This is a genomic window from Bradyrhizobium sp. LTSP857, from assembly GCF_000938285.1.
GTDB lineage: Bacteria > Pseudomonadota > Alphaproteobacteria > Rhizobiales > Xanthobacteraceae > Bradyrhizobium.
The window spans coordinates 43,286-67,287 of record NZ_JYMS01000026.1 but is presented as its reverse complement, the minus strand read 5'-3'; the positions used below and the strand labels follow the sequence as shown (position 1 = coordinate 67,287).

Genomic DNA, 24,002 nt, shown 5'->3' with positions numbered 1-24,002 from the left:
CGCCCGTTCGGGAACTTGGATGAGCCCTAGTTTTCAGAAATGTTGGCTTCTTCAATTATCGCCCGCCACTTGGCCCGTTCGGCTGCAACCGCCGCTTCCATTTGATTTAGCGTCATTCGTTCAATCTGAAGGCCCAATTCAGCATATTGATTGACGATATCCTGATCTTGCAGCCCTTCGTTTACTGACTGATTGAGCTTTTCCATAACCGCAGTTGATGTATTTGGCGGCGCGAACAATCCAAACCAGGTAGTTAGGACGAGATCCTTGTAGCCAGTCTCTTCGAAAGTCGGGACATCCGGTAAAGAGGAAGAACGCTCCTTGGAGCCGATGGCCAAAATGCGCATTTTACCCTCTCGAACGAACGGCAACGTTGAAGACATGTTGTCGATAAAAAACTGAGCATCGCCCGAGAGCACGGCCAGCAGTGCCGGCGCCGCGCCGTTATAGGGAATATGAACAGGTCCAGTTATGCCGGCAGCCTTCATGAGCAGGAGGGTAGCGACATGAGCGCCGATGCCATTCGAGGCGTAACTTATCCTTTCCGCATTGGCATTTACGTACGAGACAAACTCTTTCATGTTCCGGGCGGGAAAATCAGCCCGTACGGTCAATACAAGCGGGGCGACCGCCAAGAGAGCGATTGAACGAAGCTTTTCGGGCTCATATGCGATGGACTTCTGAATGAACTGATTGACTATAATCGGAGTGGGGGGCGAACTTAGAAGAGTGTACCCGTCCGGCTGTGCTCGGTAGACAAAATTCGACCCAATTGATCCCGATGCCCCAGGCCGATTTTCGACGATCACAGCGCGGTTCAACCGCTGTTGAAGCTTTTCGCCGATTTTCCTTGTAACTAAATCGGCAGTACCGCCTGCCTGGTACGGTACCGTGATCGAAACATTGCGACGCGGATAACCTTCAGCATCTGACTGTGCCCGAGCCTGGTCCGAGAGTGATGCCGTTAGGAGCACAGTCGCTGCAATTGTTTGAGTGATGAATCGATTTGCACTCACTGCGCTCCTCCGGTTGTTGGTGCCTCTTCGGAAAAAACGTCACGTCATACCGTTCCGAAGCCACCTTGGTTGATTATTTGCTAAACAAATAGAATATTTGAAAATATGGCAACGCCGGGATGAAGTCAATTTGAGTGCTTGCGGGCAATGCAGGCCGCTTTAGCCGTTAGGCAGCAGGTTACGTGCGACTGGAGTCGGATACAGGGCAGCGCTGGTTGGATTGCCACTCGCTTGCGCTCGACGGCAGATCGCAAGGTATCACCGCGAACGTTCAACACCCGAGCGTGACGGCGACAGAAATCGTGCTCGGGGAATCGCCCGGCGACGGAGCGCATGACGCCGCAGAAGGATGATTATAATGATAGCCCGCTGGTCTTCGAGAGGGTTGTAAGGCCCATCGCGCTACCTTCGTGGGACGTGGATGATTATCTGCGCTCGGACGGAACCGTGAGGCAGGTCTTAACGGCTTGGACGACGACCGTAATTTCTTTGGAAGTGCCCCAACCCGACGGGTTCCAATGTTTTCACCGCTGTCAGGCAGCCGAAGGCTCCACTCGACAAATGGAGCTGGTGATATTGCAAATAAGATATTCGCAGTGAAAATAGAGCGGAACCCACGGCGCATTTTGGTGCCGATCGCGCCCGCCACCAGGGAAGTATCTCTAAGCTCATTGCTGGGTTTGCCGTAGGAATACCGAAAGCGCATCGGTGATGCGAGAGGTTGCCCCCACAGTGACCGGCGGTTCGGCTCTGTCATCTCAAGAACTGACCGTGCGATATCATCGATCGGCGCGGAATTGGGGGCTGCCCCCTACGCCCGATATGTGCAGGCTTGACTTATTCGCCCGTCGAATATCTTAGTTGGGTATTCGTACTGTTCCGATTCTAGGTCTGCATATGACAAAAGCCGGCAAGAAGAGACTTCCGAAGGATAGACAGTTCATCGCGGCTCTCGCGAAGGGGTTAGAAGTCCTGCAATGCTTCAGCCCCTCGACCCCGGAACTGGGGGCAAGCGAGATAGCCCGCATGACGGGAATGCCGCAGCCGACAATTTGGCGGATTTGCTACACCCTTATCCAGCTTGGCTTTCTCGTTGTGCTCCCCGGCCGGCAGACGATGCGTCCCGGGATCCCGCTGCTTGGTCTTGGTCATGCAGTTCTGGCGGGGTTACCGATAGGCGATCTCGCACTACCGGATATGCAATCGATCGCCAGCCGTTACGAAGGTGCCGTTTCGCTGGGAGCGCGCGACGGACTTAGCATGATCTACCTGCAGCGATGCCAAGGTTCGGCAATTATCCTGGCAGATCTGAGAGTGGGATCGCGTGTTCCGATGGCGACTTCCGCCACGGGCTGGGCTTATCTCGCCGGATTGGAGACTGCGGAGCGCAACAAGTTGATGGCGGAGCTGAGCGCGTCGCTGGGCAGACAGTGGTCGACGATCGAACCGAAACTTACGACCGCACTCCGCCAATTCGAGAAGCAGGGCTATATCGTCAACAAGGGATCGCTGCACGCGCGGATCAACAGCGTTGCGGTCCCGGTCAAATCATCTGACGGTTCCATCACCCTGTCTATCAGTTCGGGCGGCATCAGCGAGTTATTCAACTCGGAAATGTTGGCGGAAATCGGTTCGGAACTCAAGGTATTGGCCACTAAGCTCGGACCACTGCTGTCCTACCAGCCGACGACTTGATTGCTGTTGTTGGCCTCACTCTGTCTCTAGCGATTCTGCGAAGACAGGACCGTAGCAATAATACTTGAGGCCAATGAGACTTGTGCGTCCGGCTCCAGTCTTGCCGCGTGACGGAGATACTCCTTGACCCCTTGCAACGCGGCGGCGGTATTTTTCAGCATGAGATCCACCAGTTCGTCGCTTGCCGTTCCAAGGGAATCCGACGGCACTACCTGACCTACAATTCCGATCTCGGCGGCCTGCCGCGCGGAAAGTCGTTGTCGGGAATAGACGAGGTGGCTGATTGCCTTGTAAGGGATCCGTCCGGCCAGCGCAGAAATCACCAGCGTCGGCGGAATACCGTGGTCCATTTCAGGGACGGCGAACACCGCGCTCTCGCTTGCGATCGTGAGATCGCACAGCGCCGCCAGGGCGCAGCCGACGCCGAGGGCCTCACCTTGCACGACGCCGATGATGGGCGCGCGACACGCGCGGAAGGCCTGATAGAGACGAAGCGGCCCCTCGGCAATCGTCTGGCGAAACGCTAGCGCTGTCGCGGTGGCGCGATCGATGGGAGGAGATTTGCGGCCGCGGCAAAAATGATCGCCATTTGCGCGCAGGCGCAAGAGCTTGATTTCGGAGCCGACATTTCTGAGCGTTTGCTCCAAGATCTGCGCCATGTCCTCGGTGACAATATTCCCGGTTTCTGGGCTATTCAACACGAGTTCTAGGACGGCGTCCTTCTGCTCGATCACGATTGAAGAGGGCATCGGAATCTCCGGTTCTATGATATCTGGGCGGCGCGCGCCGATTGAATGGAGGCCCAAACCCTTGCCGGGGTTGCGGGCATTTCGATATGCTCAACGCCGGACGACTTCAAAGCGTCGATGAGCGCGTTCATGACAACCGCGGTGGCGGGGGTTATTCCGCCTTCGCCGCCACCCTTGATCCTCAGGCGATTGTCGGGGTGTGGAGTTGGATCTTCCACCAGAAAAACGTTGAAACTTGGGAGATTGTCGGCATGCGGCACGCCGTAGTCCATGAACGACGCCCCGAGCACCTGGCCGGTCGCTTCGTCGACTTCGATGCCCTCGTGTAGCGCCTGTCCGACGCCTTGTGCGATGCCACCGTGCACCTGACCGTCCACCACAAGAGGATTGATCGGCTGTCCGACGTCATCGACCGTTGTGTAGTTCTGAATCTCAATCACACCTGTCTCGGGATCCACCTCAAGCTCGCAAACAGCGCAGCCGGTAGGGTAGGCCGGAATGCGGACTTCGATGGTTTCAGTAACCGTGAAGGCGTTTCCCATCTGTGTGGGAAGGCTACCGTCTTCGAGATGCTTTGCGATATCGAAGATGCTCAGTTTTTTGTTGCAGCCAGTCCTGGTGAAATGACCTTTCTCGAACCTTATGTCTTCGGGTTTCACGTTGACCAGCAAGGCATAGGCGTCTTTTCCTAGTTCGATCAGCTTATGGCACGAGCGGTCGAGCAGTGCGCCCATCAATCTTGCTGAACGGTCCGAATGCGATCCGCCCCCTTCCGACACAAAGCGGGTATCGCCGGTGAGGAGGCGGACATGATGCACGTCGATGTCGAGCAAAGCTGCCGTTACCTGAGCGAAAGTTGTCTCGTGACCCTGGCCCGAAGACTGGGTGCCGGAGATAACTTCGACGATCCCCTCCGGCTTGACCGTCAGGACAACCCGCTCCCGTTGGGCTCCGACCGGCGATTCGATATAATTTGCTACACCAATGCCACGTAGCATACCTCGAGATGCGCTGTCGGTGCGGCGTAGATCGAAGCCATCCCAATCGGCGGCTTTCAAAGCTTGATTCATATTGCCGATCAGATCGCCACTGTCATAGGTAAGACCGGTCGCCGAGCGATATGGCATGCGCGATTTGGGAATAAGGTTGCGGCGGCGCATTTCGATGCGATCGATGCCTAGGCGTTCTGCCGCTACGTCGATCAAACGCTCCAACGCGAGATGGGCCTCGGGTCGTCCCGCGCCCCGATAAGGGCACGTTGACGTGGTGTTCGTCAGGATGCCCCGGGTTTCGACCAGGACACTTCCGATGTCATAACACGTCGGAACAATCCTCTGGCCGTTGCCGGCCGGTGCGAATGAAACTGGATAAGCACCGAGATTGAAGAATTGCTCGGATTTCATCGCCAGGATGCGACCATCTGCATTGAGGGCGATCGTCGCTCGCGTGGTTTGTCCACGGCCTTGATAATCGACCAGGAAAGCTTCGGTCCGATCGCTGGTCCAGCGCACCGGATGTTGGAGTTTTCGCGATGCCCAGGCAACTAACACCACTTCCAAATTAAGCGCCGTGCGAGGCCCAAATCCGCCGCCGACATCCGGCGATATGACGCGCATCTTGTTCGGAGGAACTCCAAGCGCCTGGGCAAGAGCACGCCGCTGCCTCATGACGCCTTGGCTTCCTGCGACGACCGTATATCCTTCGTTTTCGTCAAAGGAGCTGAAGGCGGATCGCGGCTCCATCTGGCAGTTCACGATGCGTTGGTTTCGGAACGTGCGTGCCAGGACAAGATGCGCCTCGGCGAAAATGCGCTCGACGGCTGCTTTGTCGCCCATGGTCGCGGACAGCGCGAGATTTCGAGGCGCATCCGTCCAGAGTTGAGGCGCATCTGGTGCGTAGGCGTCGAGTTCGCGCACGATCGCGGGCAGTACATCGTAATCGACGTCCACCAATTCTGCTGCATCGCGGGCTTGCGCCAGCGTATCGGCGACGACGAACGCGACCGCCTCGCCGACGAAGCGGACGCGATGCTCCGCGAGTGGTGGCTGCCCCCATTCGCGGATCACTGCATCTGGCGCTGCTGTAAACCACGGTGCGGATGGATCGATGGCTCCGGGCGGATTGGAGGCATGATTAACTGGGGAATGCCCGTCAGCACGATAGTCTGCAGCCGTCAGAACCGCGCGAACACCAGGAGCATCCCGTGCCGCGTGCACGGATATCGTCTTAATCGCAGCATGTGCATGGGGCGATCTGACGACAAAGGAGCGTAACGCGCCCTTGGGCGCGAGGTCGTCCGTATAGCGCCCCTTGCCCTGGATAAGCCGGACGTCTTCCAGCCTCGGCAACCATCTATCGAGTTTGACTTCCATCAGTTCATCCCGTCGCAGCGTACATCCACCTCCTGGCCCGATCCCGCCGCCGTCAAACGCGGCTGAAAAATCCGCCCAATTTGGTGGAGTGTGGCCTTCAATTCTCAAGTCGAATAATCTATCCAATTATACCTTGCCTGCGAAGCGACTTTGTCAAGCGCGAATTAGTGCAGGACTTCGTTGTGGACGACGGGCAAACCATCATCATCGAGCGCGGCCGCGCGATGGTAGCCGATCGCGTCTTTGAGGAGGGAGAGCCAATCTCGATCTTGACCGCAGTGTCCTCTACCGCGTTGCCGCCAGCAGCCGGCTGGTCTGGTCTGAAGCCGTCAGCATGCACAGGTGACCCGCATCCAGAACGTGCGTTTCCACCGCTGGGTCCTTCTTCATCTCCTCCAAAAAGAATGCAAATGGTGGGAAGTTGAAACCTTGACAACGGATGTACGTCGTAGGAATTGCTGGCTGCTGGTTCAGGCCAAGGAGGGGTTGGTAGAGCGTCCTCCAAGGCTGGTTGGTCAGCCGTTCCTTGACGAACGTCAGTATCGCGGCTGTCGCGGGCCCGAAGGCTTCAAGAGGCGGGGGAGGCACCGGCATATCCGCATTTTTGGCATTGTCTAGTTTTTCCCGCCCTGCGGGATCAATAAAGTCGATGAGCGCCTTCGATTCGGTTGGGACGAAGGCGTCGAGGTAGATAACCGATCGGATCCGCGCAGGTATTCGCGAGCGGACACCTGTGATGACCATGCCGCCATAGCTCCACCCGACGAGATCGACGTTGGCAAGATCCTCCATTTCGATGTGGGCGATAACATCTTCGACGTGAGTGTCGAGACCGACCGTCCCGCTGCTGACGTGCCGTCGTTCGCCAAGGCCGCTGAGTGTAGGTGCCGAGACGGTGTGCCCCATCGCGCGCAGACTTCTGGCGACATCGCGCCACACCCAACCCCCATGCCACGCCCCGTGCACAAGCACGAAGGTTCTCACCGAAAGATTTGCGGACAAAACTTATCTCCAGGTTGGAGGATGATTGAGGGGCGGCCCTTAGGAACCGCTCTGCCAACGATAGTGGCTCGCCAGCATGTCCGGTCTTCGTCAACCGACCGTTGCATGACGCAGGGCGGCGTCTGTCCGGCGGTCAAATTTCTCGGATCGCTCGCGGATTCCATTGTTTTTGGTTGTAATCGCCACGACAACGATCCCAACCGTACATTTGGTCACATCCAGCGCGTCACCTCCCGTTTTCCTCAAAAACTCCCTTGAGTCGGCGCTTTTGTCGGTCTATTTGCATTGCAAATAGATCATTTGATTTGTATTGACTCCGCCGCGCGATGTCAATCTTATGAAACCAACATCATGTGCCGCCGCTGCCGCTAGACGTAAAACGGCGTGGATTGACACGTAAGGCCGCTCGATGACCGCGGACAACGGACGCGCATCGTCACGGGCTTGTGGATGTGCACCACCCCCGTCGAAGTGGGGCGGGAGGAAGCCAAAGGGATTGAAATGTACCAAAAGGATGCAGTCATTGTCGGCTACGCCGAAACCAAAATCGTCGACAAGAGCGATAGAGACATATGGGAACTGAGCGCTGAGATTCTCGAGAAGGTCATTATTCAGACCGGAATTGAGAAGGACGAAATCGATGGTCTGGTATTGTCGTCTTCGATGACGGCTGCCGGCAGCGTATTTTGGTCGCAAACCAACGCTGACATGCTTGGACTCGACCTCAAATTCACCCAGACCGTCGACATCGGTGGATGCGCGCCGCTGGGATCTGTCGCGCGAGCCGTGATGGCGGTCAATGCCGGCCTGTGTACGAACGTCCTATGCCTGTTCTCCGATACGCAGGCGACCGAAGACAACAGGAGAGTGCGCGCTTTTCAGCAGGAATGGACCAACTCACTTGGTTACATGGGACCGCCGGCGGCGTTCGGCTTTATCACCAGGCGATACGAGCATCAGTTCGGCCTTGACTATGCAGCGCTTGGAAAGCTTGCCGTCGCGCAACGCAACCACGCCATTCTCAACGACATGGCGGTTGAGAAGCTGCGCAAGCCGATCACGGTTGATGACTACTTGAACTCCCGCATGATCGCAGACCCAATTCGGCTTCTCGATTGTGTCATGGTCTGCGACGGTGCCTCAGGGGTCCTGGTGACGAGCCGCAAGAATGCGGAACGCAAGGGATTCTCGAAAATCGTGGTGCCGATCGGCTACGGCGAGCGTACCAATTTTCGCGCAAGCGAATCCATCATTGACATCACCGATACCGGCCATCGAGCAGCAGGTGAAGCGGCGCTCTCGCAGGCTGGCGTCAAGCTTTCGGATTTCGGCTCATTCCATCCCTATGATGACTTCATCATCGCGATTGTCATGCAGCTCGAAATGCTCGGGTTCTGCAAGCCCGGACAGGGATGCGACTACGTGAGGGAAAGAAGCTTCTCCTTCGACGGCGATCTTCCGCTCAATACCGGCGGCGGCCAGATATCCGCCGGCCAGTGCGGCCTTGCGGGTGGCGGAACCAACCTCGTCGAAGCCGTGCGACAGATGTTTGGTGAAGCGGGCAGCCGGCAAGTGTCGGATACGAAAACCGCGCTCGTGACGGGAATTGGCGGTATTCCATATGGGCGCAACTGGGCAACCAGCGCTGTCATGGCACTGACCGCGAACGGGTAGGGGATAAACCATGACACAATTAAACAATACGACCGAAGTTGTTCGCGATCCTCCCGCGCCGCGCAGCTTCTCGAAAGCATTTTGGGATGCGACCCGCGAGAAGCGCCTACTGCTTCAGTACGATCCTCGCAACAAGAGATATCAATTCATCCCGCGCCCGACCAGCATCTATGACGGACGACGTCAGCTGGAATGGCGCGAGGCGTCGGGGCGAGGTGAGATCTTTTCATTCCTAATTGCCTCGCATGCCAATCCTCCCTTCCGCGGTCACACTCCATTTGCGATCGCGTTGGTTACACTCGAAGAAGGGGTGAACATCATGGCCAATATCGTGAATTGCGAGCTCGATAAAGTGAGGATCGGACTGCCGGTAAAACTGTCGTGGCTGGCGCTTGCTAACGGCGCGAATCTGCCGACGTTCGAGCCTCTGGATTAGGGAATCGGCTGTCAACTCGACCTGATCGTCGAGCCAACGCCGCCGATCACTGCTTCGCCTCACAGATTGCTCGAAGCAAGTGAGTTCGCTTTCAAAACGAAATGGTCTCGGAAGGAAATCATGGCGTCATTCAGTAAGAAAGCGCGCTCTCTATGCGGACGGAGACGCTTGGAATACGCGGGCGCTATCGCGCTTATTCTGGGCATGGGTATTGCGGCAACGCCGCTCGCCCAAGCGGAGCCGAAATATGGTCCCGGTGTCACCGACAAGGAAATTAAGCTTGGTCAGACCGCGCCTTATAGCGGGCCGGCGTCAGCATTCAGCACGACGGCCCGCGTCGAAAACGATTACCTTAAAATGATAAACGAGGCTGGAGGAATCAACGGTCGAAAGATCAATATGATTTCGCTGGATGATGGATACAGTCCGCCGAAGACGATCGAACAGACACGAAAATTGGTTGAAGGCGAGGAGGTCCTTGCAATTGTCGGTACGGTCGGAACCCTCGCGAATGTCACGGTAGCCAAGTATCTCAATTCCAAAAAGGTGCCGCATCTGTTCGGTACAAGCGGTTCAGCGAAGCTGAATGATCCAGTCCACTATCCATGGACCGTACCATTTTTTGCTTCCCAGGATGTCGAAGGAAGGACGTACGCCCGTTATATCTTGCAGACCAAGCCGGACGCAAAAATAGCGATCCTTTATCAGAATGACGACTATGGCAGAGGATACCTGGATGCATTCAAGGCGGAGCTAGGCGACAAAGCATCGAAAATGATCGTCAAGGAAGAACCTTACGATGTGACATTTCCAACAATCGACTCTCAAATCGTTTCATTGAAGGCGTCTGGAGCGGATGTTTTTTTTCACGCGACGACACCCAAATTCGCTGCTCAAGCGATCCGAAAGACCAGTGAAATTGGTTGGAAGCCGCTGCAAATCATTCCGACGGCAGTGGCTCAGATCTCAAACGTCCTGCAACCCGCAGGCTTAGAGGCTTCAGCGGGAGTTTTGACGGCGGTTTGGCGAAAGGAGCCAAGCGATCCGAGGTGGGCGGACGATCCTGAAATAGCGGATTATCGCGCGTTCATGAAACAGTGGGCTCCTGGCGAACCCGTAGAGGATGGGTTTTCAATGAATGGTTACGTGACAGGAAAAATGATCACCGAGCTTTTGAAAAGCTGCGGTGATGATCTATCACGCGAAAATCTGATGAAGCAGGCGACCACCGTGAAGGATCTACACCTGCCGCTCTTCCTCGCCGGGATCAATCTCAATATTTCGAAGGACGATCGAGTGGCATGGCGATCGTCGCGCATCGCGAAATTCGATGGCAAGGGATGGGAATTTATAAGCGACCTCCTGACTATTCCGGCGGCGGCGCAATGATGCCGTGGCATCCCTAATTGCCATTCGACGAGATAGGATTCTCCCAGACTGGAGCGCTTCGTGCGAAGCGCTCCATTTTTTTGGCCGAGCGGCTTAAGCTACATCGCACAGCGATCGCTCAACGGCGTTTGCTTCCCAAAGCGCTCTAAAGCGTTGATCGTTCGCGCTGGCCCGGCAGATCTTGGAAATGTTCGCGCGCTTTTCGCGATCGCTAAAACCTTGGAGCATCTCTTTCAACGCATGAATGCCGCGCCGTTGGAGCATCGAGATATCAGAGGAGCGGGGCTCTGCGCCCCCGATTCGAAACTACTAGAAGGAATGGCCAGGAAAAATGAAGTCCCCGAGCTCGCTTAGTGATCGGCCAAGTCCGGGGCCACCGGGGATGAGCGTGGAAGCAACATCGGTAACAATACGGCTCCTTTCTATAGTCCGCTAGGCGACGTCAGTCGTACCAACTATGTCGATGTCCCGACGCTAGCGAAAATTATACCGCAATTTCACGGTAAGGATTCCTCTGCGTCTCTCTGAGTGCGGCGAAAACTCCCGCTTGGAACAAAGCTGTGAACGACGACTAGAATCATTGGCCGCGGCTGGAGACAATCAGAATTGGAACATGTATTTGCAAGTATCAGAGGCATAAAATGAATTGCCCGTAATCTTTGCTCGGCTGTAAGAGTCTTCGATGAAGGAGCTTGATTTTGTTTCGGTTCGGGGGCGACCCCGGCGCAGCTGACTTGTTTCGGTTTATTGAAGAGAAGCTTGGCGTCGGGACCTGGCATAGCGATGTCTTAAGCGGGCAAATGCACGGGTCGCGCGGCTTCTATGAGCTGCTGGGACTGGTCCCCGGCACGGTCGCTCCGTCATACGACGAGATCGCTCGGAGTATTCATCCCGAGGATCGCCGTTTGAATCGCGGCACGAAAGACGTGCTGCGCGCCATGCTGCTCGATGGCTTGCCGCTCAATCGTGAATTTCGCATCATCAGGCCAAATGGCCAGCTGCGTTGGGTTCATAGTCAGGCTGAGCTGTTGCTTAATGCAGACGGTGAGCCTGCCAGGATTCTGGGCGTGGTGATCGACATCACCGATTATCGCGAATCATTACGGCAGCTCAGAGCTGGCGCCGAGCGCTACAACACACTCATTCGGGTGGTGGAAGGGCTCGTGTGGACCGCTGGCCCCGATGGCCGCATCACGTCGCAGCAGAACTGGGAAGCTGCGAGGCAAGACGGCCGGCTTCTGATTTCGGGAAATGATTGGATGGACCTGCTGCATGAAGAAGATCGCGATGCCGCGTTGAAAAAATGGTCGCTCTCGGTGGAGACCGGGCGGCCTTACAAGGTCGAGTATCGTTTGCTGCACTCCGACGCCACGTACCGATGGCACAGGTGTCGTGCCATTCCGATCCCGAATCTAGATGGCAACGTCCAGGAGTGGCTTGGCGTTTCCACCGATGTGCACAACGAGAAACTATTCGATCTCTCTGCTTCACCATCCAGGCTGACCGGTGCCCAAATGCGCGCAGCCCGAGGAATTCTGAACTGGTCCGTCAGGCAGCTTGCGGATCAGACAGGCGTGTCGCCGGCCGTGGTACGGCGGCTTGAGGAATGCGACGGCGCATTGCCGATGTCCGACGGATTGATGGAAGTATTTCTGAAAACATTTTCAGACGCTGGGATCGAACTGTTGTTTCCGCAAGTCGGCAAGCCGGGTGTCCGGCCGCGATAGCTGCGAGCAGCCTTCCGCGAAAGGCATGCATGCGGACCTTGCTGGCACGCAATCGCGATAACGTTATCTCTTTTCAATTCTGATCGAGACAGAACGTAGTCGTCTCATGTGAAATTGTGCTGATCGCTCTGGGCGCAGATCGGCCTCAGCTTAATCAAGCCGCTCTGCCTTTCTATTCGAGCAGGAAGATCGGTACCCACTTATCGGAAGCATGCTCTGCTTAATTTGGTGCGAGTTCTCTGAGTTCTATTTCCATGTGCTCCCGGGTAGAGGGACGATCAGCAAAATTTTCTTACTGCGCGGCGTGCAACATTCGAGCGACGATAAAATTTGTTATTCCCGGCGCGGCTGAGCGGGAGTTTTTGCTATTCGCTCGTCGAATTGGATAATTTTTGCTTAACGCCGTTCTAATTGGTTTCCTTGACTGTACGTCTTGTATGCGGACGCCGTGGCGAGCTTTGAGAGACGAATTGTTTAAAGAATATGATTTGCGACTGCGCGAGCTGCCGCAATTCATACTGATGGTGGTGAAATGGGAAAACTGAAGCGCGGACAACAGCGGCCCCGGGAAGCGCCCGTTGCGGTCCGTTGCAGCGAGGGGAGCAGCTAGGCCGGTCCTGACATGCCGGCACCCAATCCAAAATCGCTATCGGCCGTCTCGCGCGGAGATGCGCGTTTCATCCCGATCCATCCTTCAACGGTTTAGAACGACCAACGGAGTCTTGCAGTGCTCGCCAAGCGTTCCATTCGCACCAAAATTATCGCCGTGGTCTCGTTTCTCTTCGTCGCGATGACTTCGATGGGCCTCTTTTCGGTAATCCAGCTAAGCGCGATCAATGCGTCGGCACAGGAAATTCAAACTAGCTGGCTCCCCAGCGTGCGCTGGGCTGGAGAATTGCGTGTCCAGGCTGCGCGCTACCGCGCGCGTATGAGGGATCAGCTGATCGCCGACGAAAAGGCCAAAGCCGGTATCGACAAGAACCTCGCTGAATTAATCAAGGCTTATGACTCTGCCCTCGGCAAATATGAGCCGCTGATCAAATCAACCGAAGAGCGGGCGCTGTTCAATGAACTTGCGATGCTTTGTCAGAAGTATCGCAATGCTGCAGAGGAGGTGACCACTTTCTCCCGCAAGGGCGACAATGCCAAAGCGGTTGAAATCAACGCGGACAAAACAGTGCCCGTGGGTGTCGCGATGGACGGGGTGCTGGCCAAGCTCGTTGAATTGAATGATAGGGGCGCGGAAACTGCTGGGCAAAAAGCAAACGACGATTATGCCATCTCGGTGCGCGCGCTGATGGTTGTCCTCGGCGCTTCCATGCTTCTTGGACTGTGCGCGGCCGTCGGTATGGTCCGCGACATCTCAAGAGGTATCGATTCCGTTCTGATCCCGATGCAGGGTCTCGCAAAGGGCGATCTGACGTCCGTCGTCTCCCATCTGGCCGAAAAAACCGAGATAGGCAAGATCACCAGCACCCTGCAAGTCTTCAAGGACGCGCTGATTGCCAAGAAGGCCGCCGACGAGGCTGCTGCAGTGGAGGCGGATGCGAAGATCGCCCGCGCCCAGCGCGTCGACAACATCACCCGCCAGTTCGAAGCGACGATCGGCGAACTCGTCGGCTCGCTATCGTCGTCATCGACTGAGCTGGAGGCGGCAGCCAATACGCTGTCGACGACAGCGGAGTCCACTGGGAGGATCTCCGGTGACGCGGCTACGGCGTCTGAGGAGGTTTCGACCAACGTACAGTCAGTTGCGAGCGCCACCGAGGAGATGACCTCATCGGTTAGTGAGATCAGCCGTCAAGTGCAGGAAGCCAGCCGCATCGCCGGTGAGGCGGTCAGGCAAGCAGGGAAGACCAACACCAGTATCGCGGATCTTTCGCATGCAGCAGCTCGCATCGGCGACGTCGTCAAGCTCATCACCGCGATTGCCGAGCAGACCAACCTGCTGGCGCTCAACGCCACCATCGAGGCGGCGCGCGCGGGCGAAGCCGGTCGCGGCTTCGCGGTGGTCGCATCCGAGGTGAAGGCGCTAGCAGCGCAAACCTCGAAGGCCACGGATGAGATAGGCGCGCAAATCGCGGGCATGCAGTCCGCCACCGAGGCGTCCGTTGCCACCATCCAGGAGATCAGTACCACGATCAACATCGTCTCGGAAATCTCCTCGACCATCGCGGCAGCGGTGGAGGAGCAAGGTGCCGCGACCCAGGAGATCGCGCGGAACGTTCAGCAGGCGGCGCAGGGAACCCGGCAGGTCGCTTCAAATATCGCTGACGTCAGCCGTGGCGCGAGCGAAACCGGGTCGGCTTCAAGTCAGATGCTGTCATCGGCGCAACTTCTGTCCGGCGAAAGCGGAAGGCTCAAGATGGAGGTCGAGAAATTCCTGGCAACGATGCGCGCGGCTTGATCCCTTCGTCGGAGCGGTCGCTTTCTCTCGAAAGCAACCGCCTCAAACTGGAGGTTGGCAAGTTCTTGAACGCGGTTCGCGCCGCTTGATAGCGACGATGGTTGGCCTCCAGGCGGAATCGCCGGCCAGCATATTTAGAATCGAATAGAGGGACGACGATTGGTACCGTAGGTTAAACTATTAAAAGATCAACGAAGCCCGCCTACGCATCTGCGGGCTCCATTCAAGTCGACGCCGTTCAAATGCATCCCCGAGCAACTACGGATCAAATCGTCGCAGTCGCAAGCGCCTGCGAAAGATTGATCCAAAGCATCAATGTATTGCAGAGAAATCTCAAGACGCTTGATGCGATTCTTCACATTCATCGGGAGTTTATCACGGTCGCGGCGAGATAGACGTTTTCTCTGAGGCTTTGATTGGCTATGTCTGCGCATATCCCTCGCGCGAGGCGCGTACTGCGCCGAGCATGTAAGCCAAAATTGGGCCGCCTGCGATTGTGCTCGTGCGCCTCGTAGTGCCATGATCTGTGCGAGCAAGGCTATGCGGCCTGATTTGGCAATCGACCTCTGACTAACGATCTAAAGCTCCGGTCGTCTCCACGTTGGATGCGACCGATAGACTCGTATTGGCTCCGGCGCTTTGGATGGAGGCTGCGCGGGCACTGTCTTCGCATTCTCCATAAAATGAAATTCCCCGATGACGAAGGGGGAGGGTGAGCAGGCAATATATTACAAACAGGGAAATCGCTTTGCGAAATGCGCAACCGCCTTGGCAGAGGCGTGCCTGTCGGTTCCCTCGCAGGACACCCACCCTTGACAGCTGCGGCGGAGTCAAGTCAGATGCGAATAACAAATTTGACAGGCAAATAAGCAAGGACATGATCCGCGACGACCGAGTTGGAACGGTTATGAGCGTACAAACCAGCGTCCGTGGGGAATCGCGTCGACCGCAACGATTTACGCAACCGGGCCCTACGGCTTTATGCGCTGCGGGCGCTGATGGCTTTCGCACGGTCAAGCGGGAATTCGCGTGGCGGTCGCCCGGAGCAGTTCGAAATGACATCTTTCGCTGAACGGAAGCGAAAAGGCATTGTTAGAACGCGGGTCTCCCGAGTTTCTTGGCGGAGTGTCTCTGCTCCAGAGCAGCTCACGACGACATTCACGGTACTGCGTTCGACAGGTCCCACCTGGCGAAAGTGTTGCTGCAGAGGCCATAAAGGCAATCACGCCACCCCAACAAGAGGAACTACCGATGCAGATGCAAGGTGAACGCAAGATTGCGGCCACACGAGAGAAGGTCTGGGCGGCACTCAACGCGCCGACTGTCTTGAAGGCGTCGATCCCTGGCTGCGAGGCGCTAGACGGGACAGTTTCGGAGGGCATGTCCGCTACGGCAGCCTTCAAAGTCGGACCCATCTCGGCGCGCTTCAACGGCAAAGTCATTTTCTCGGAAGTGGATCCGCCAAATGGCTATGTCATGGCGGGCGAAGGCACCGGCGGAATCGCCGGATTTGCCAAGGGCGGCGCGAGGGTATCGTTGGAGAACGTGGAGGACGGTACCGTGCTGCGCTACAACGTTGATGCGCAAGTCGGCGGAAAGATCGCGCAACTCGGAGCCAGGTTGATCGATGCGACCGCGAAGAAAATGGCGGATCAGTTCTTTGTGCGCTTCGCGTCGGAGGTCGAGCAATCGAACTCCGCCCCCGGGAAACCAACGGACGAGGCGGTTCAGGCAGCATCGACGGAATTGCCGGCGTCCGGTGCAACCGACTTCAGTCCTCTATCCATCCAGGCCGCCCCGGCTCCCGTAGCCGCGGGACGAAGGGATTACCCGAACGTGCTGGCCCTTTCGGCGATGGTGGCCGTTGTCGGGATCGTAGCCATCGTAGCGATGTTGACCTATGCGCTTGCGCGATAGACCACTCTCGGATTTGCCCGATGTTACAATGGATGACCTAGATCAGCGCTAATGGGGTGCCCGCCTATGTAAAGGCCAAAGAGTTGGGTCGGATGTGCCGTGCCAACGAACGGCTCGCGATAAGCGGATAGCTTGAGGATTGAGAAATGAGCAAGTTGAGGAACAAGGTTGCGATTGTTACCGGAGGTGCCGGCGGTATCGGTCGGGCTTATGCGCTACGACTCGCTCAACTGGGCGCTGATGTTGCTGTCATCGATATCGATCTTGATGTCGCAGCGAAATTTGGCGAAGCGCTCACAGCCGCGACGGTGATGGACGAAGTGAGGGCGCTGGGCGGCCGGAGTACGGGGGTACAGGCCGACCTGTCCGACCGGAAGCAAGCGATCGCCGCGATTGAGCAGGTAGTGAAGGAACTGGGGCGGATTGACATCCTGATCAACAATGCCGGCGGTGCTACAACTTCGATTGAACGCAGTCGTCCGTCCGAAGTCTCCCTTGAGGATACGGAAAAGCTCTTCGCAATCAATTTCTACAGTATGATGCATTGTTGCCAGGCGGCGACCCCCTATCTGCGCAAACAGGGCGGCGCGGTAGTCAACACCGTCACGAACGCGATGGATCGTACTCCGGCGGGAGGCCGCCTAGCAATGTACGGAGCCGCGAAGGCTGCCGTGCTGCAATATACTCAGAGCATGGCTGTGGAGCTAGGGCCTGATGGTGTGCGAGTCAACTGCATCTCTCCCGGCATTATCGAAAGCGCGCGAGTTAAGGCGCAAGCCGCAGCTCGCAATCTGGGCACGGAGGCTCAGGCAAAGGCCAATCCGCTTCGCAGGCTGGGTACGCCCGAAGATTGCGCCGGCGTAATGGAATTTTTGGTAACCGACCTGTCGCGTTATGTGACCGGTGAGTGCGTTCGCGTATCCGGCGGTGCGACACTTTGATCGCGCAATGAGCATGTTTTCAGAGAGAGGCCCGCGGATTCACGACGGCGGAACGCTGCACGAAGTTTGCGCCGATAGAGAATAGGTCGATGAAATGCGCATCTGAGACTTCGCCATAGCAGGCGAGCCAATGGAAAGACCGTGTTTCACGTGAGGTGATCCGGCGTGTGCCAAAGCCAGCCTGGTCACAGGTTTGAAGCGGCTGCCGATCCGCTGCTCATCGCACGAGAAAGCGGAATGATCACGACGGGCAACAATGAGTTGCGTTGCGTGAGATGGCCCCCATTTCAATGTGACCGCCGAGGTTGAAGCGGCGGCATACCCAAGCGCGGACAACCGTCGCTTTATGGCTGACGTAGCCGGGCGGGAATTGCGCTCTACTTGTCGCCAGGCGCTGTAACGATACCACCAATGAATTCGTAGGATCTGCCGTCGAACCGCACCATCTGCGCCTGCCTCCAGGGTACGCGATCTTCCGGTGTGACGTTGATTTTAATGCCACTGACAAACATTGGGATCTGAAAGTCCTTGATGTGGGTCGCGTGATACAGCAAATTCTCACGCGTCAGGTCGTCACCGCAACGCATCAATATTTCGACCATCATTTGTGCCGCGATATATCCGATCCTTCCGGTGGAGTCGGTCGGTGGCTCGCCAGGCGCCCACTCTTTCATGAATTTGTAATAGTCCTGCACGGCGGGATCGTCCCGCCATTTCGGATCGCCTGGGTCCTTAGAGTATATCGATGTGACCGCACCAATCGCGTGTTCAAGTCCTGCCGGCTTTAATGTGGTTTCGATCGAGGAGGCAGGAAATGTCAGCAGCATTAGCGGCTTCCAGCCAAGCTCTCCTATCTTGCGAATTCCCTGGGCTACAAATTTTGGCGTAGTCGTAGCAAAGAAAATCGTATCCGCGCCTGCCGCCTGGATCGAAAGAATTTGAGAATCAATCGTAGGATAGCTGAGGTCGAAGCCGACTTCTTTGACCACCATCCTCACCCCCTTTTCACCCAGCCCCGCCTTCATGCCTTCCAGATAGCTTTTGCCGTTGTCGTCGTTCTGATAGATGATGCCGACTTTGGCGTCGGCCTTGGTCTCTAGCAAAAAGGTCGCTAGTTGCTTCCCCTCCAGCGACGACGTCGTGTAAAATGTTGTCGTCCAGGGTAGGTTTACCGGATCGATGAGCTTCGGCGAACCGGCTTGCCCCAGCAGTTGCGGCACTTTTTTCGAGTTCATGTATTTTGCGATAGCCAAGTTGGGCGCGGACCCCTCGGTGGAGAAAATCGCAAGCACCTCCTCACCTTCGACAAGCTTTCGGGTCTGCTCGACCGTCTTGGCCGGATTAAATCCGTCGTCCAGGGAGAGCAAATTGATCTTGCGCCCATTTACGCCGCCTTGGGCATTGATCATCTTGAAATAGGCGACTTCGACCTTTCCGATTAGACTCAAGCTCGAGGCTGGCCCGCTATAGGGCATGGTTTGGCCAAGCTTGATCTCAGTGTCTGTTACGCCCGGGCCGTATTTTTTTTCGCCTTGAGCAAAGCTTGGCGAGGCAGCGGCCGCAGTCAACGTCACAAGTGTGACAAGTGTGATGAGCTTGTTCAACGCGTCCTCCATTGATGCAGTGCGGGCATTGTTTGTTGCTCTCTTCGCACGGGGCGTTTCTCTACTATTATTGATCTGGGTCGTTATTCGAGAAATGAATAATAAATTAGCCATGCGAGTTGGCACGTTGGAAGCCCCGCGTCAACACTGCGGCTTGATGTCGCTATAATACGGCCTGCTGCGATAGTGGATGGGAGATTTTTCTTGCCCAGTGCTCTGCTCGTAATGGGGACCCTGTCGGCCGAAAGATTGACTCGATTGTATATTTTGGATAGCTTATTCGAAATTGAGCCTAGTCGAGAATTGCGACATAGCGCCGGCACGGGGACGAAAATGCGGGTTGAGGTCGATCAAGGAAGATGCTGTGGAGCCGGGCAGTGCGTGATAAGCGCGCCACAAGTGTTCGACCAACGCGAAAGCGACGGCGTCGTTATCGTGCTGGACAGCCAGCCGGCGGAATCGTTCAGGGAGGACGTCGAACGGGCCGTTCAGCTCTGCCCGTCGCGCGCGCTTTCGATCAGCGCGTGACCTCCGGATCGCTTTGTTGCGCCGAAGCCCGGGACATATCGCTCTCGGCAGAAGCTGTGACCGATCGCTCACCTCATATCATTTCCATCTCACTCGGAGATCTTCATGGCCGACACGTCGCAAGGACAGTCGAGCGCTACTACGCAGCCCGCCGGATGCCCGTTTTCTGGCTCTTCTCAAATTCCTCCATTTCCGCGGCCACGTCAGCGCGTCTTTGATCCACCTCTCGAATACAGTGGATTGGGGGATGACCGATCCGTGTTCCGCGTCCGGCTTTGGAACGGCGACATCGCGTGGGTGATCACTCGCCACGCGGATTACAAGACGGTGCTGGGCGATCCTCGCTTTAGCGCCGATCCGACCACTCCGGGTTTTCCAGGACAGAGCGCCGCTCTCCAGGCATCGAGGAAGAAGTATCCGTCCTTCGTGTCCATGGATCCACCGAAGCACACGGCACAGCGGCGTATGGTGACGGGAGAGTTCGCCGCCAGACGTATCGGGCAGATGCGTCCCAAGCTGCAGAAGATCGTTGACGGCCTTATCGATGCGATGATCGAGAAGGGGCCTCCTGCCGACTTTGTCGAATGTTTCGCGCTCGCTGTTCCTTCTTCCGTAATCTGCGAGCTGATGGGAATACCCTATTCGGATCACGAGTTTTTCCAATCACGGACCCGGATATTCACCTCGAACGCTGTGTCGATGGAAACGGCGCTCGCGGCCAATCGTGAGCTCGTCGATGAATATCTCGCGGGCCTGCTGAAGCGCAAAAACGAGGATCCGCAGGACGATCTGCTGAGCCGTCTTGTGGTCGACCATGTGAGAACCGGCCATCTGACCGAACATGAGGTGGTCAGTATGGCGCGGATGCTCCTCATAGCCGGGCACGAAACGACGGCGAACATGATCGCGCTCGGTACGTTGCTCTTTCTCCAGTACCCGGACCAGCTTGAACTCCTTCGCAGGGATCCCGGATTGGCTCCGGCGGCCGTCGAAGAAATTATGAGATACTTATCGATTGCCCATTCGGGGCAAAGAAGGGTCGCCAAGGAGGACGTCGAGATCTCGGGGCAACTTATCCGGGCCGGCGAAGGTATCATCGCATTCCAATCAGCCGCCAACCGCGACAGCAAAGTGTTCTCCGATCCCGACAAATTCGATATCCGACGCGACGCCCGCCAGCAGGTCGGGTTCGGTTTCGGCGTGCATGGATGCTTGGGCCAGTACCTTGCACGCGTCGAACTGCAAATCGTATTCACGACGCTTTTCAGCCGACTGCCGAACCTGGCGCTCGCTGCCCCGATCGAAACGTTGAAATTCAAGGACGACATGTTGGTCTACGGCGTCGAGCACGTGCCGGTCACCTGGTAGCCTGCCGCTCCGTACGAACAACTTCGTCTAGAAGAATCAAGCACAGTCAGTCGCGGCGTTTTGCTGGGTCCGGCACGAAGGGGAACCAATGAATTCCGAATTGAATACAAAATCAGAATTACAACTCTCGTTTCCCGGTTATTCGATGAAGGAGCGGGACCGCCGCTGGGCGCTGGCGCGAAAGCTCATGGACGATGAGGGCTTGGACGGACTGCTGGTGACTGGCCAAGCAAACCGCGGCGCCCCGAACGTTGCGCCCGACGTCTATCTCTCAAACGACCGCGCTGGCGGCTGGCTGGTGTTCCCGCGGGAAGGCGAGCCTATTTTGCTTTCCTGGTCCGGATTACACCTCATCTGTCAAGCGGTTGAGTCGAAGCGTGGGATGACGCCGTGGATTCGACCGGATCATCATTGGCTGGGCAGAGATGCCGCCATGGTCAAGAAGGCTTTCGAAGCAAACGGTCTGATGTCAGCGCGCGTCGGCGTCATTGGCTTGGAGCCGGCTGGTCCCCGGCAAGAAAGCTTCTTGTCGCATTCTGCGTGGGAAAGCGTGTCGGCCGAGCTCCCAAATGTCAAATTCGTCCACGTCTGGCGGCGTCTCGCACGCATGATGCTGGTCAAGAGTCAGGAAGAAATCGAAGTCATCAGACACTGTGCCAACGCGGGCGAGAAGATGTCCGAGGCATTTGTGGCTGCGGCGAGGCCCGGGATGACTGAAGCTGACGTTTATGCGCAGGCTATGGCGGCGGCTTTCATCGGCGGAGCCAATTCGGCCGCCTTGATCATTCAAAGCGGACCCGACAATCCAGCATGGGGCTTTCCCGATTGGTTGGTGCGTCCGGTGCGGTCCCGCACGTTGGATCGAGGCGACCTCGTCCAGTCCGAACTATTTCCTACCTACGGGCTAATGGAGACGCAGCAACAGGTCTGCGTTTCATTGGGAAAGATGCATCCCGTCCACCAAAAGGCCGCCGAAGTAGCCCGAGAAGCTTATGATGTAGGCTTGGAAAAGATGCGCGTTGGGACCACCTTCGGGGAAGTCGACGACGCCATGACCGATGTTGTTAAGCGGGCCGGTGGTTGGTTTGTCACGCCGCAGATCCACTCACTCAATCCCATTTCAGTCTTGTCAGGCTTATCAACATTTGGAATGGAGAATTTCTCGGATGCGGGCACTTACGCGCCCATCCCACCAAAGGCCGCAAGAAATAAGGAAATAGTCCTTCAGGCGGGCATGACCTTCGCCATGGAGCCTAACTGCCACTTCGGAGACCGCCGGATCAACATTGGCGGCACGGTGTTGGTGACGCAGTCTGGGCCGGTCGAACTGAATACAATTGCCAATCATGTCGTCGAGGTGTGAGCGTGCAACGCCGGTCGATCGTACGCAGGATCCAGACCCGACAAGCCCGTTGGCGAGTGTGGCTAAATTGAATTAGGCCGCCTTGGAGGGGCGCGATCCAGCTCCAGAAATTTCTTCTCGCTCGGGCGAGCGCACGTCGCGGGGTGTCACGCCGATGCAGATCGTTACTCAACTGCTTCCGAGGCCGGGGGCGATCCAAGGATCGACGGTCGGGAAGGGGAAGGGCGCCGGACAAGAAGTCCCACCTTTCTCCCACTACGAATAAGTATTCAGGAAAACAGATAAAATTGGGAGGCGACAGGCCATGGGGCAGCATGTGAACGTAGGCGACATCATCAATCGCTCCCCAATCAGTCCGATTCAGATCCTTGTGCTTTCGCTGGGAGTCGTAGTTGCGCTGATTGACGGATTCGACACCTCATCCATTTCATTTGCCTTGAGCTCGATTGCCGCGGATTGGGCGGTCAAGCCGCAGGCGTTTGCACCTGCGCTTACGGCCGGCCTATTGGGACTCATGATAGGCGCCATGGCGATGGGTCAGCTCGGTGACAAGATCGGCCGCAAACCGATGACAATTGCCGCTACCATCATCTTTGGCATCAGTACACTTGCCATCGCCTTTGTTCGAGATGTGGACGATCTCTTCTGGGTTCGACTGGTCGGAGGTGTCGGCCTGGGCGGTGTTTTACCTAATATAACGACAATAGTTGCGGATTATGCGCCCGAGCATCGGCGGAGGACGGCGATCATGATTGTTATCGGGGCTATCGCGGCTGGGGCGTCTCTCGGCGGAATCCTCGCCAGCCATATGATTCCGGTGTTCGGTTGGCGCTTGATCTTCATCATCGGGGGATTGAGTAGCCTGGTCATGGCGCTTGTTTGTCAGGTTCTTCTTCCGGAGTCGCCGTTGTTTTTGGCGACCCGCAATTCCTCCGATCCGCGCGTCGGACATATATTGAAGCGAATCTCGCCAAAGACGGTTGCAAGCGCCGATGCAATATTTATCGCCCACATCGGCCAGGAAAGGCGGGCCTCGTTGTCCCGTCTGTTTGCCGCCGGCCGCGCACCCGTGACGTGCCTTCTTTGGTTGTCGATGGTCAATCAGTTCGTGATGGTCTATATCTTCGCGCTCTGGCAGCCCACGCTGGTCCGCGAGAGCGGCAATCCCATCGAAGTCGCAATTTTCGCTTCGGCCTTATTCCCCTTGGGCGGGTTGATGGGATCCCTGGTGCTTGGACCAATATCCGAAAGAATCGGGCCGCATCTCACCTTGTCGGCAAGCTATGCCTTCGTCGCGATAGCGAGCGCGGCACTCTCATTTTCGGGAACCAATCTAATGCTGCTATACCCGGCGTCGTTTCTCGCCGGCATGTTCGCGTTTGGCGCCTGGTCGGCTCTGACGGCCTTGGTGACCAAATATTACCCGCCCGAGATTCGCGCCACCGGCGTGGGATATGCGTCCGGGATAGGACGGTTCGGATCGATGCTGAGTCCTTGGGTCGTCGGCATCGCATTGGCCGCCGGATGGAAGGCGCCCCAGATTCTCCTGTTGCCGATCATCCCGGCAACAGTCGCGGCAATCTGCATCGTCGGCGTTGGTTTCCTCCGCCAACGGTCGGCCGATGACGATGGTTCAAAGCTGATAACAGCGATGGAATTGCCCGTCCGTTGAAGATCTGGTGGGCGGCAGGCCGGGCGCATGCAATTGGCTTCGCATATGGGAATATCGAAGCCGGCGGGTCGACGCGCGAATAATGGCTCGTCGCTCTGAAAGCTTGACAATTGCCGCATGGCATTGGATATCCTTGAATAGT

At 56.8% G+C, this 24,002-nt stretch carries 16 protein-coding genes and 1 pseudogene; 12 read left to right on the top strand and 5 right to left on the bottom strand.

Features of this window, described 5'->3' with window-relative positions:
* Positions 1-26: 26 nt before the first annotated feature.
* Positions 27-1,016, bottom strand: a complete 990-nt coding sequence (locus UP06_RS14450; RefSeq protein ID WP_082081414.1) for a Bug family tripartite tricarboxylate transporter substrate binding protein — start codon at positions 1,014-1,016, stop codon at positions 27-29.
* Between the two features lie 897 nt (positions 1,017-1,913).
* Between UP06_RS14450 and UP06_RS14440 the strand changes: the two genes are divergently transcribed.
* The gene (locus UP06_RS14440; protein ID WP_050031651.1) at positions 1,914-2,711 is read left to right on the top strand and encodes an IclR family transcriptional regulator; all 798 of its coding nucleotides are present in this window, start codon (positions 1,914-1,916) and stop codon (positions 2,709-2,711) included.
* A 26-nt stretch (positions 2,712-2,737) separates the two neighbouring features.
* Here the strand turns inward: UP06_RS14440 and UP06_RS14435 are convergent, their stop codons facing one another.
* From UP06_RS14435 to UP06_RS14425, 3 genes are all read right to left on the bottom strand, one after another.
* Positions 2,738-3,460, bottom strand: coding sequence for an enoyl-CoA hydratase/isomerase family protein (locus UP06_RS14435; RefSeq protein WP_045003313.1), 723 nt, complete (start codon positions 3,458-3,460; stop codon positions 2,738-2,740).
* Between the two features lie 14 nt (positions 3,461-3,474).
* A complete protein-coding gene (locus tag UP06_RS14430; RefSeq protein ID WP_045003312.1) occupies positions 3,475-5,832 on the bottom strand; it encodes a xanthine dehydrogenase family protein molybdopterin-binding subunit in 2,358 nt (785 codons plus the stop codon).
* 285 nt (positions 5,833-6,117) lie between these two features.
* Positions 6,118-6,834: an alpha/beta fold hydrolase gene (locus tag UP06_RS14425; protein ID WP_063778859.1), complete on the bottom strand. Its 717-nt coding sequence runs from the start codon at positions 6,832-6,834 to the stop codon at positions 6,118-6,120.
* A gap of 450 nt (positions 6,835-7,284) precedes the next feature.
* On the opposite strand from UP06_RS14425, the gene UP06_RS14420 reads away from it, so the two are divergent.
* The 7 genes and pseudogenes from UP06_RS14420 to UP06_RS14390 all read left to right on the top strand — a co-directional run bounded on the left by UP06_RS14420 (position 7,285) and on the right by UP06_RS14390 (position 17,325).
* A complete protein-coding gene (locus tag UP06_RS14420) occupies positions 7,285-8,508 on the top strand; it encodes a thiolase family protein (RefSeq protein WP_197087240.1) in 1,224 nt (407 codons plus the stop codon).
* Positions 8,509-8,518: 10 nt separating this feature from the next.
* Positions 8,519-8,944 carry a Zn-ribbon domain-containing OB-fold protein gene (locus UP06_RS14415; protein WP_045003308.1) on the top strand — a complete coding sequence of 142 codons (426 nt, stop codon included), beginning with the start codon at positions 8,519-8,521 and terminating at the stop codon, positions 8,942-8,944.
* Between the two features lie 120 nt (positions 8,945-9,064).
* On the top strand, positions 9,065-10,333 hold the full coding sequence (locus tag UP06_RS14410) for an ABC transporter substrate-binding protein (protein ID WP_082081412.1): 1,269 nt from the start codon (positions 9,065-9,067) through the stop codon (positions 10,331-10,333).
* A 692-nt stretch (positions 10,334-11,025) separates the two neighbouring features.
* Positions 11,026-12,060, top strand: coding sequence for a PAS domain-containing protein (locus UP06_RS14405; protein ID WP_245305481.1), 1,035 nt, complete (start codon positions 11,026-11,028; stop codon positions 12,058-12,060).
* A gap of 727 nt (positions 12,061-12,787) precedes the next feature.
* Positions 12,788-14,467, top strand: a complete 1,680-nt coding sequence (locus UP06_RS14400) for a methyl-accepting chemotaxis protein (RefSeq protein ID WP_045003306.1) — start codon at positions 12,788-12,790, stop codon at positions 14,465-14,467.
* Between the two features lie 1,251 nt (positions 14,468-15,718).
* Positions 15,719-16,153: pseudogene (locus tag UP06_RS14395) on the top strand (SRPBCC family protein); the annotation flags it as partial.
* A 377-nt stretch (positions 16,154-16,530) separates the two neighbouring features.
* The gene (locus tag UP06_RS14390; RefSeq protein ID WP_045003303.1) at positions 16,531-17,325 is read left to right on the top strand and encodes an SDR family NAD(P)-dependent oxidoreductase; all 795 of its coding nucleotides are present in this window, start codon (positions 16,531-16,533) and stop codon (positions 17,323-17,325) included.
* Between the two features lie 377 nt (positions 17,326-17,702).
* On the opposite strand, the gene UP06_RS14385 is transcribed toward UP06_RS14390, so the two are convergent.
* A complete protein-coding gene (locus UP06_RS14385) occupies positions 17,703-18,929 on the bottom strand; it encodes an ABC transporter substrate-binding protein (RefSeq protein WP_045004143.1) in 1,227 nt (408 codons plus the stop codon).
* Positions 18,930-19,154: 225 nt separating this feature from the next.
* Between UP06_RS14385 and UP06_RS42550 the strand changes: the two genes are divergently transcribed.
* The 4 genes from UP06_RS42550 (at position 19,155) to UP06_RS14365 (ending at position 23,860) form a co-directional block, all read left to right on the top strand.
* Positions 19,155-19,457 carry a ferredoxin gene (locus tag UP06_RS42550; RefSeq protein ID WP_349509934.1) on the top strand — a complete coding sequence of 101 codons (303 nt, stop codon included), beginning with the start codon at positions 19,155-19,157 and terminating at the stop codon, positions 19,455-19,457.
* A 105-nt stretch (positions 19,458-19,562) separates the two neighbouring features.
* Complete coding sequence (locus tag UP06_RS14375; protein ID WP_082081411.1) at positions 19,563-20,825, top strand: cytochrome P450; 1,263 nt, start codon at positions 19,563-19,565, stop codon at positions 20,823-20,825.
* Between the two features lie 88 nt (positions 20,826-20,913).
* Entirely contained in the window at positions 20,914-22,188 is a 1,275-nt protein-coding gene (locus UP06_RS14370; protein WP_045003302.1) for a M24 family metallopeptidase, read from the top strand.
* 304 nt (positions 22,189-22,492) lie between these two features.
* Positions 22,493-23,860, top strand: a complete 1,368-nt coding sequence (locus UP06_RS14365) for an MFS transporter (protein ID WP_045003301.1) — start codon at positions 22,493-22,495, stop codon at positions 23,858-23,860.
* Positions 23,861-24,002 lie beyond the last annotated feature (142 nt).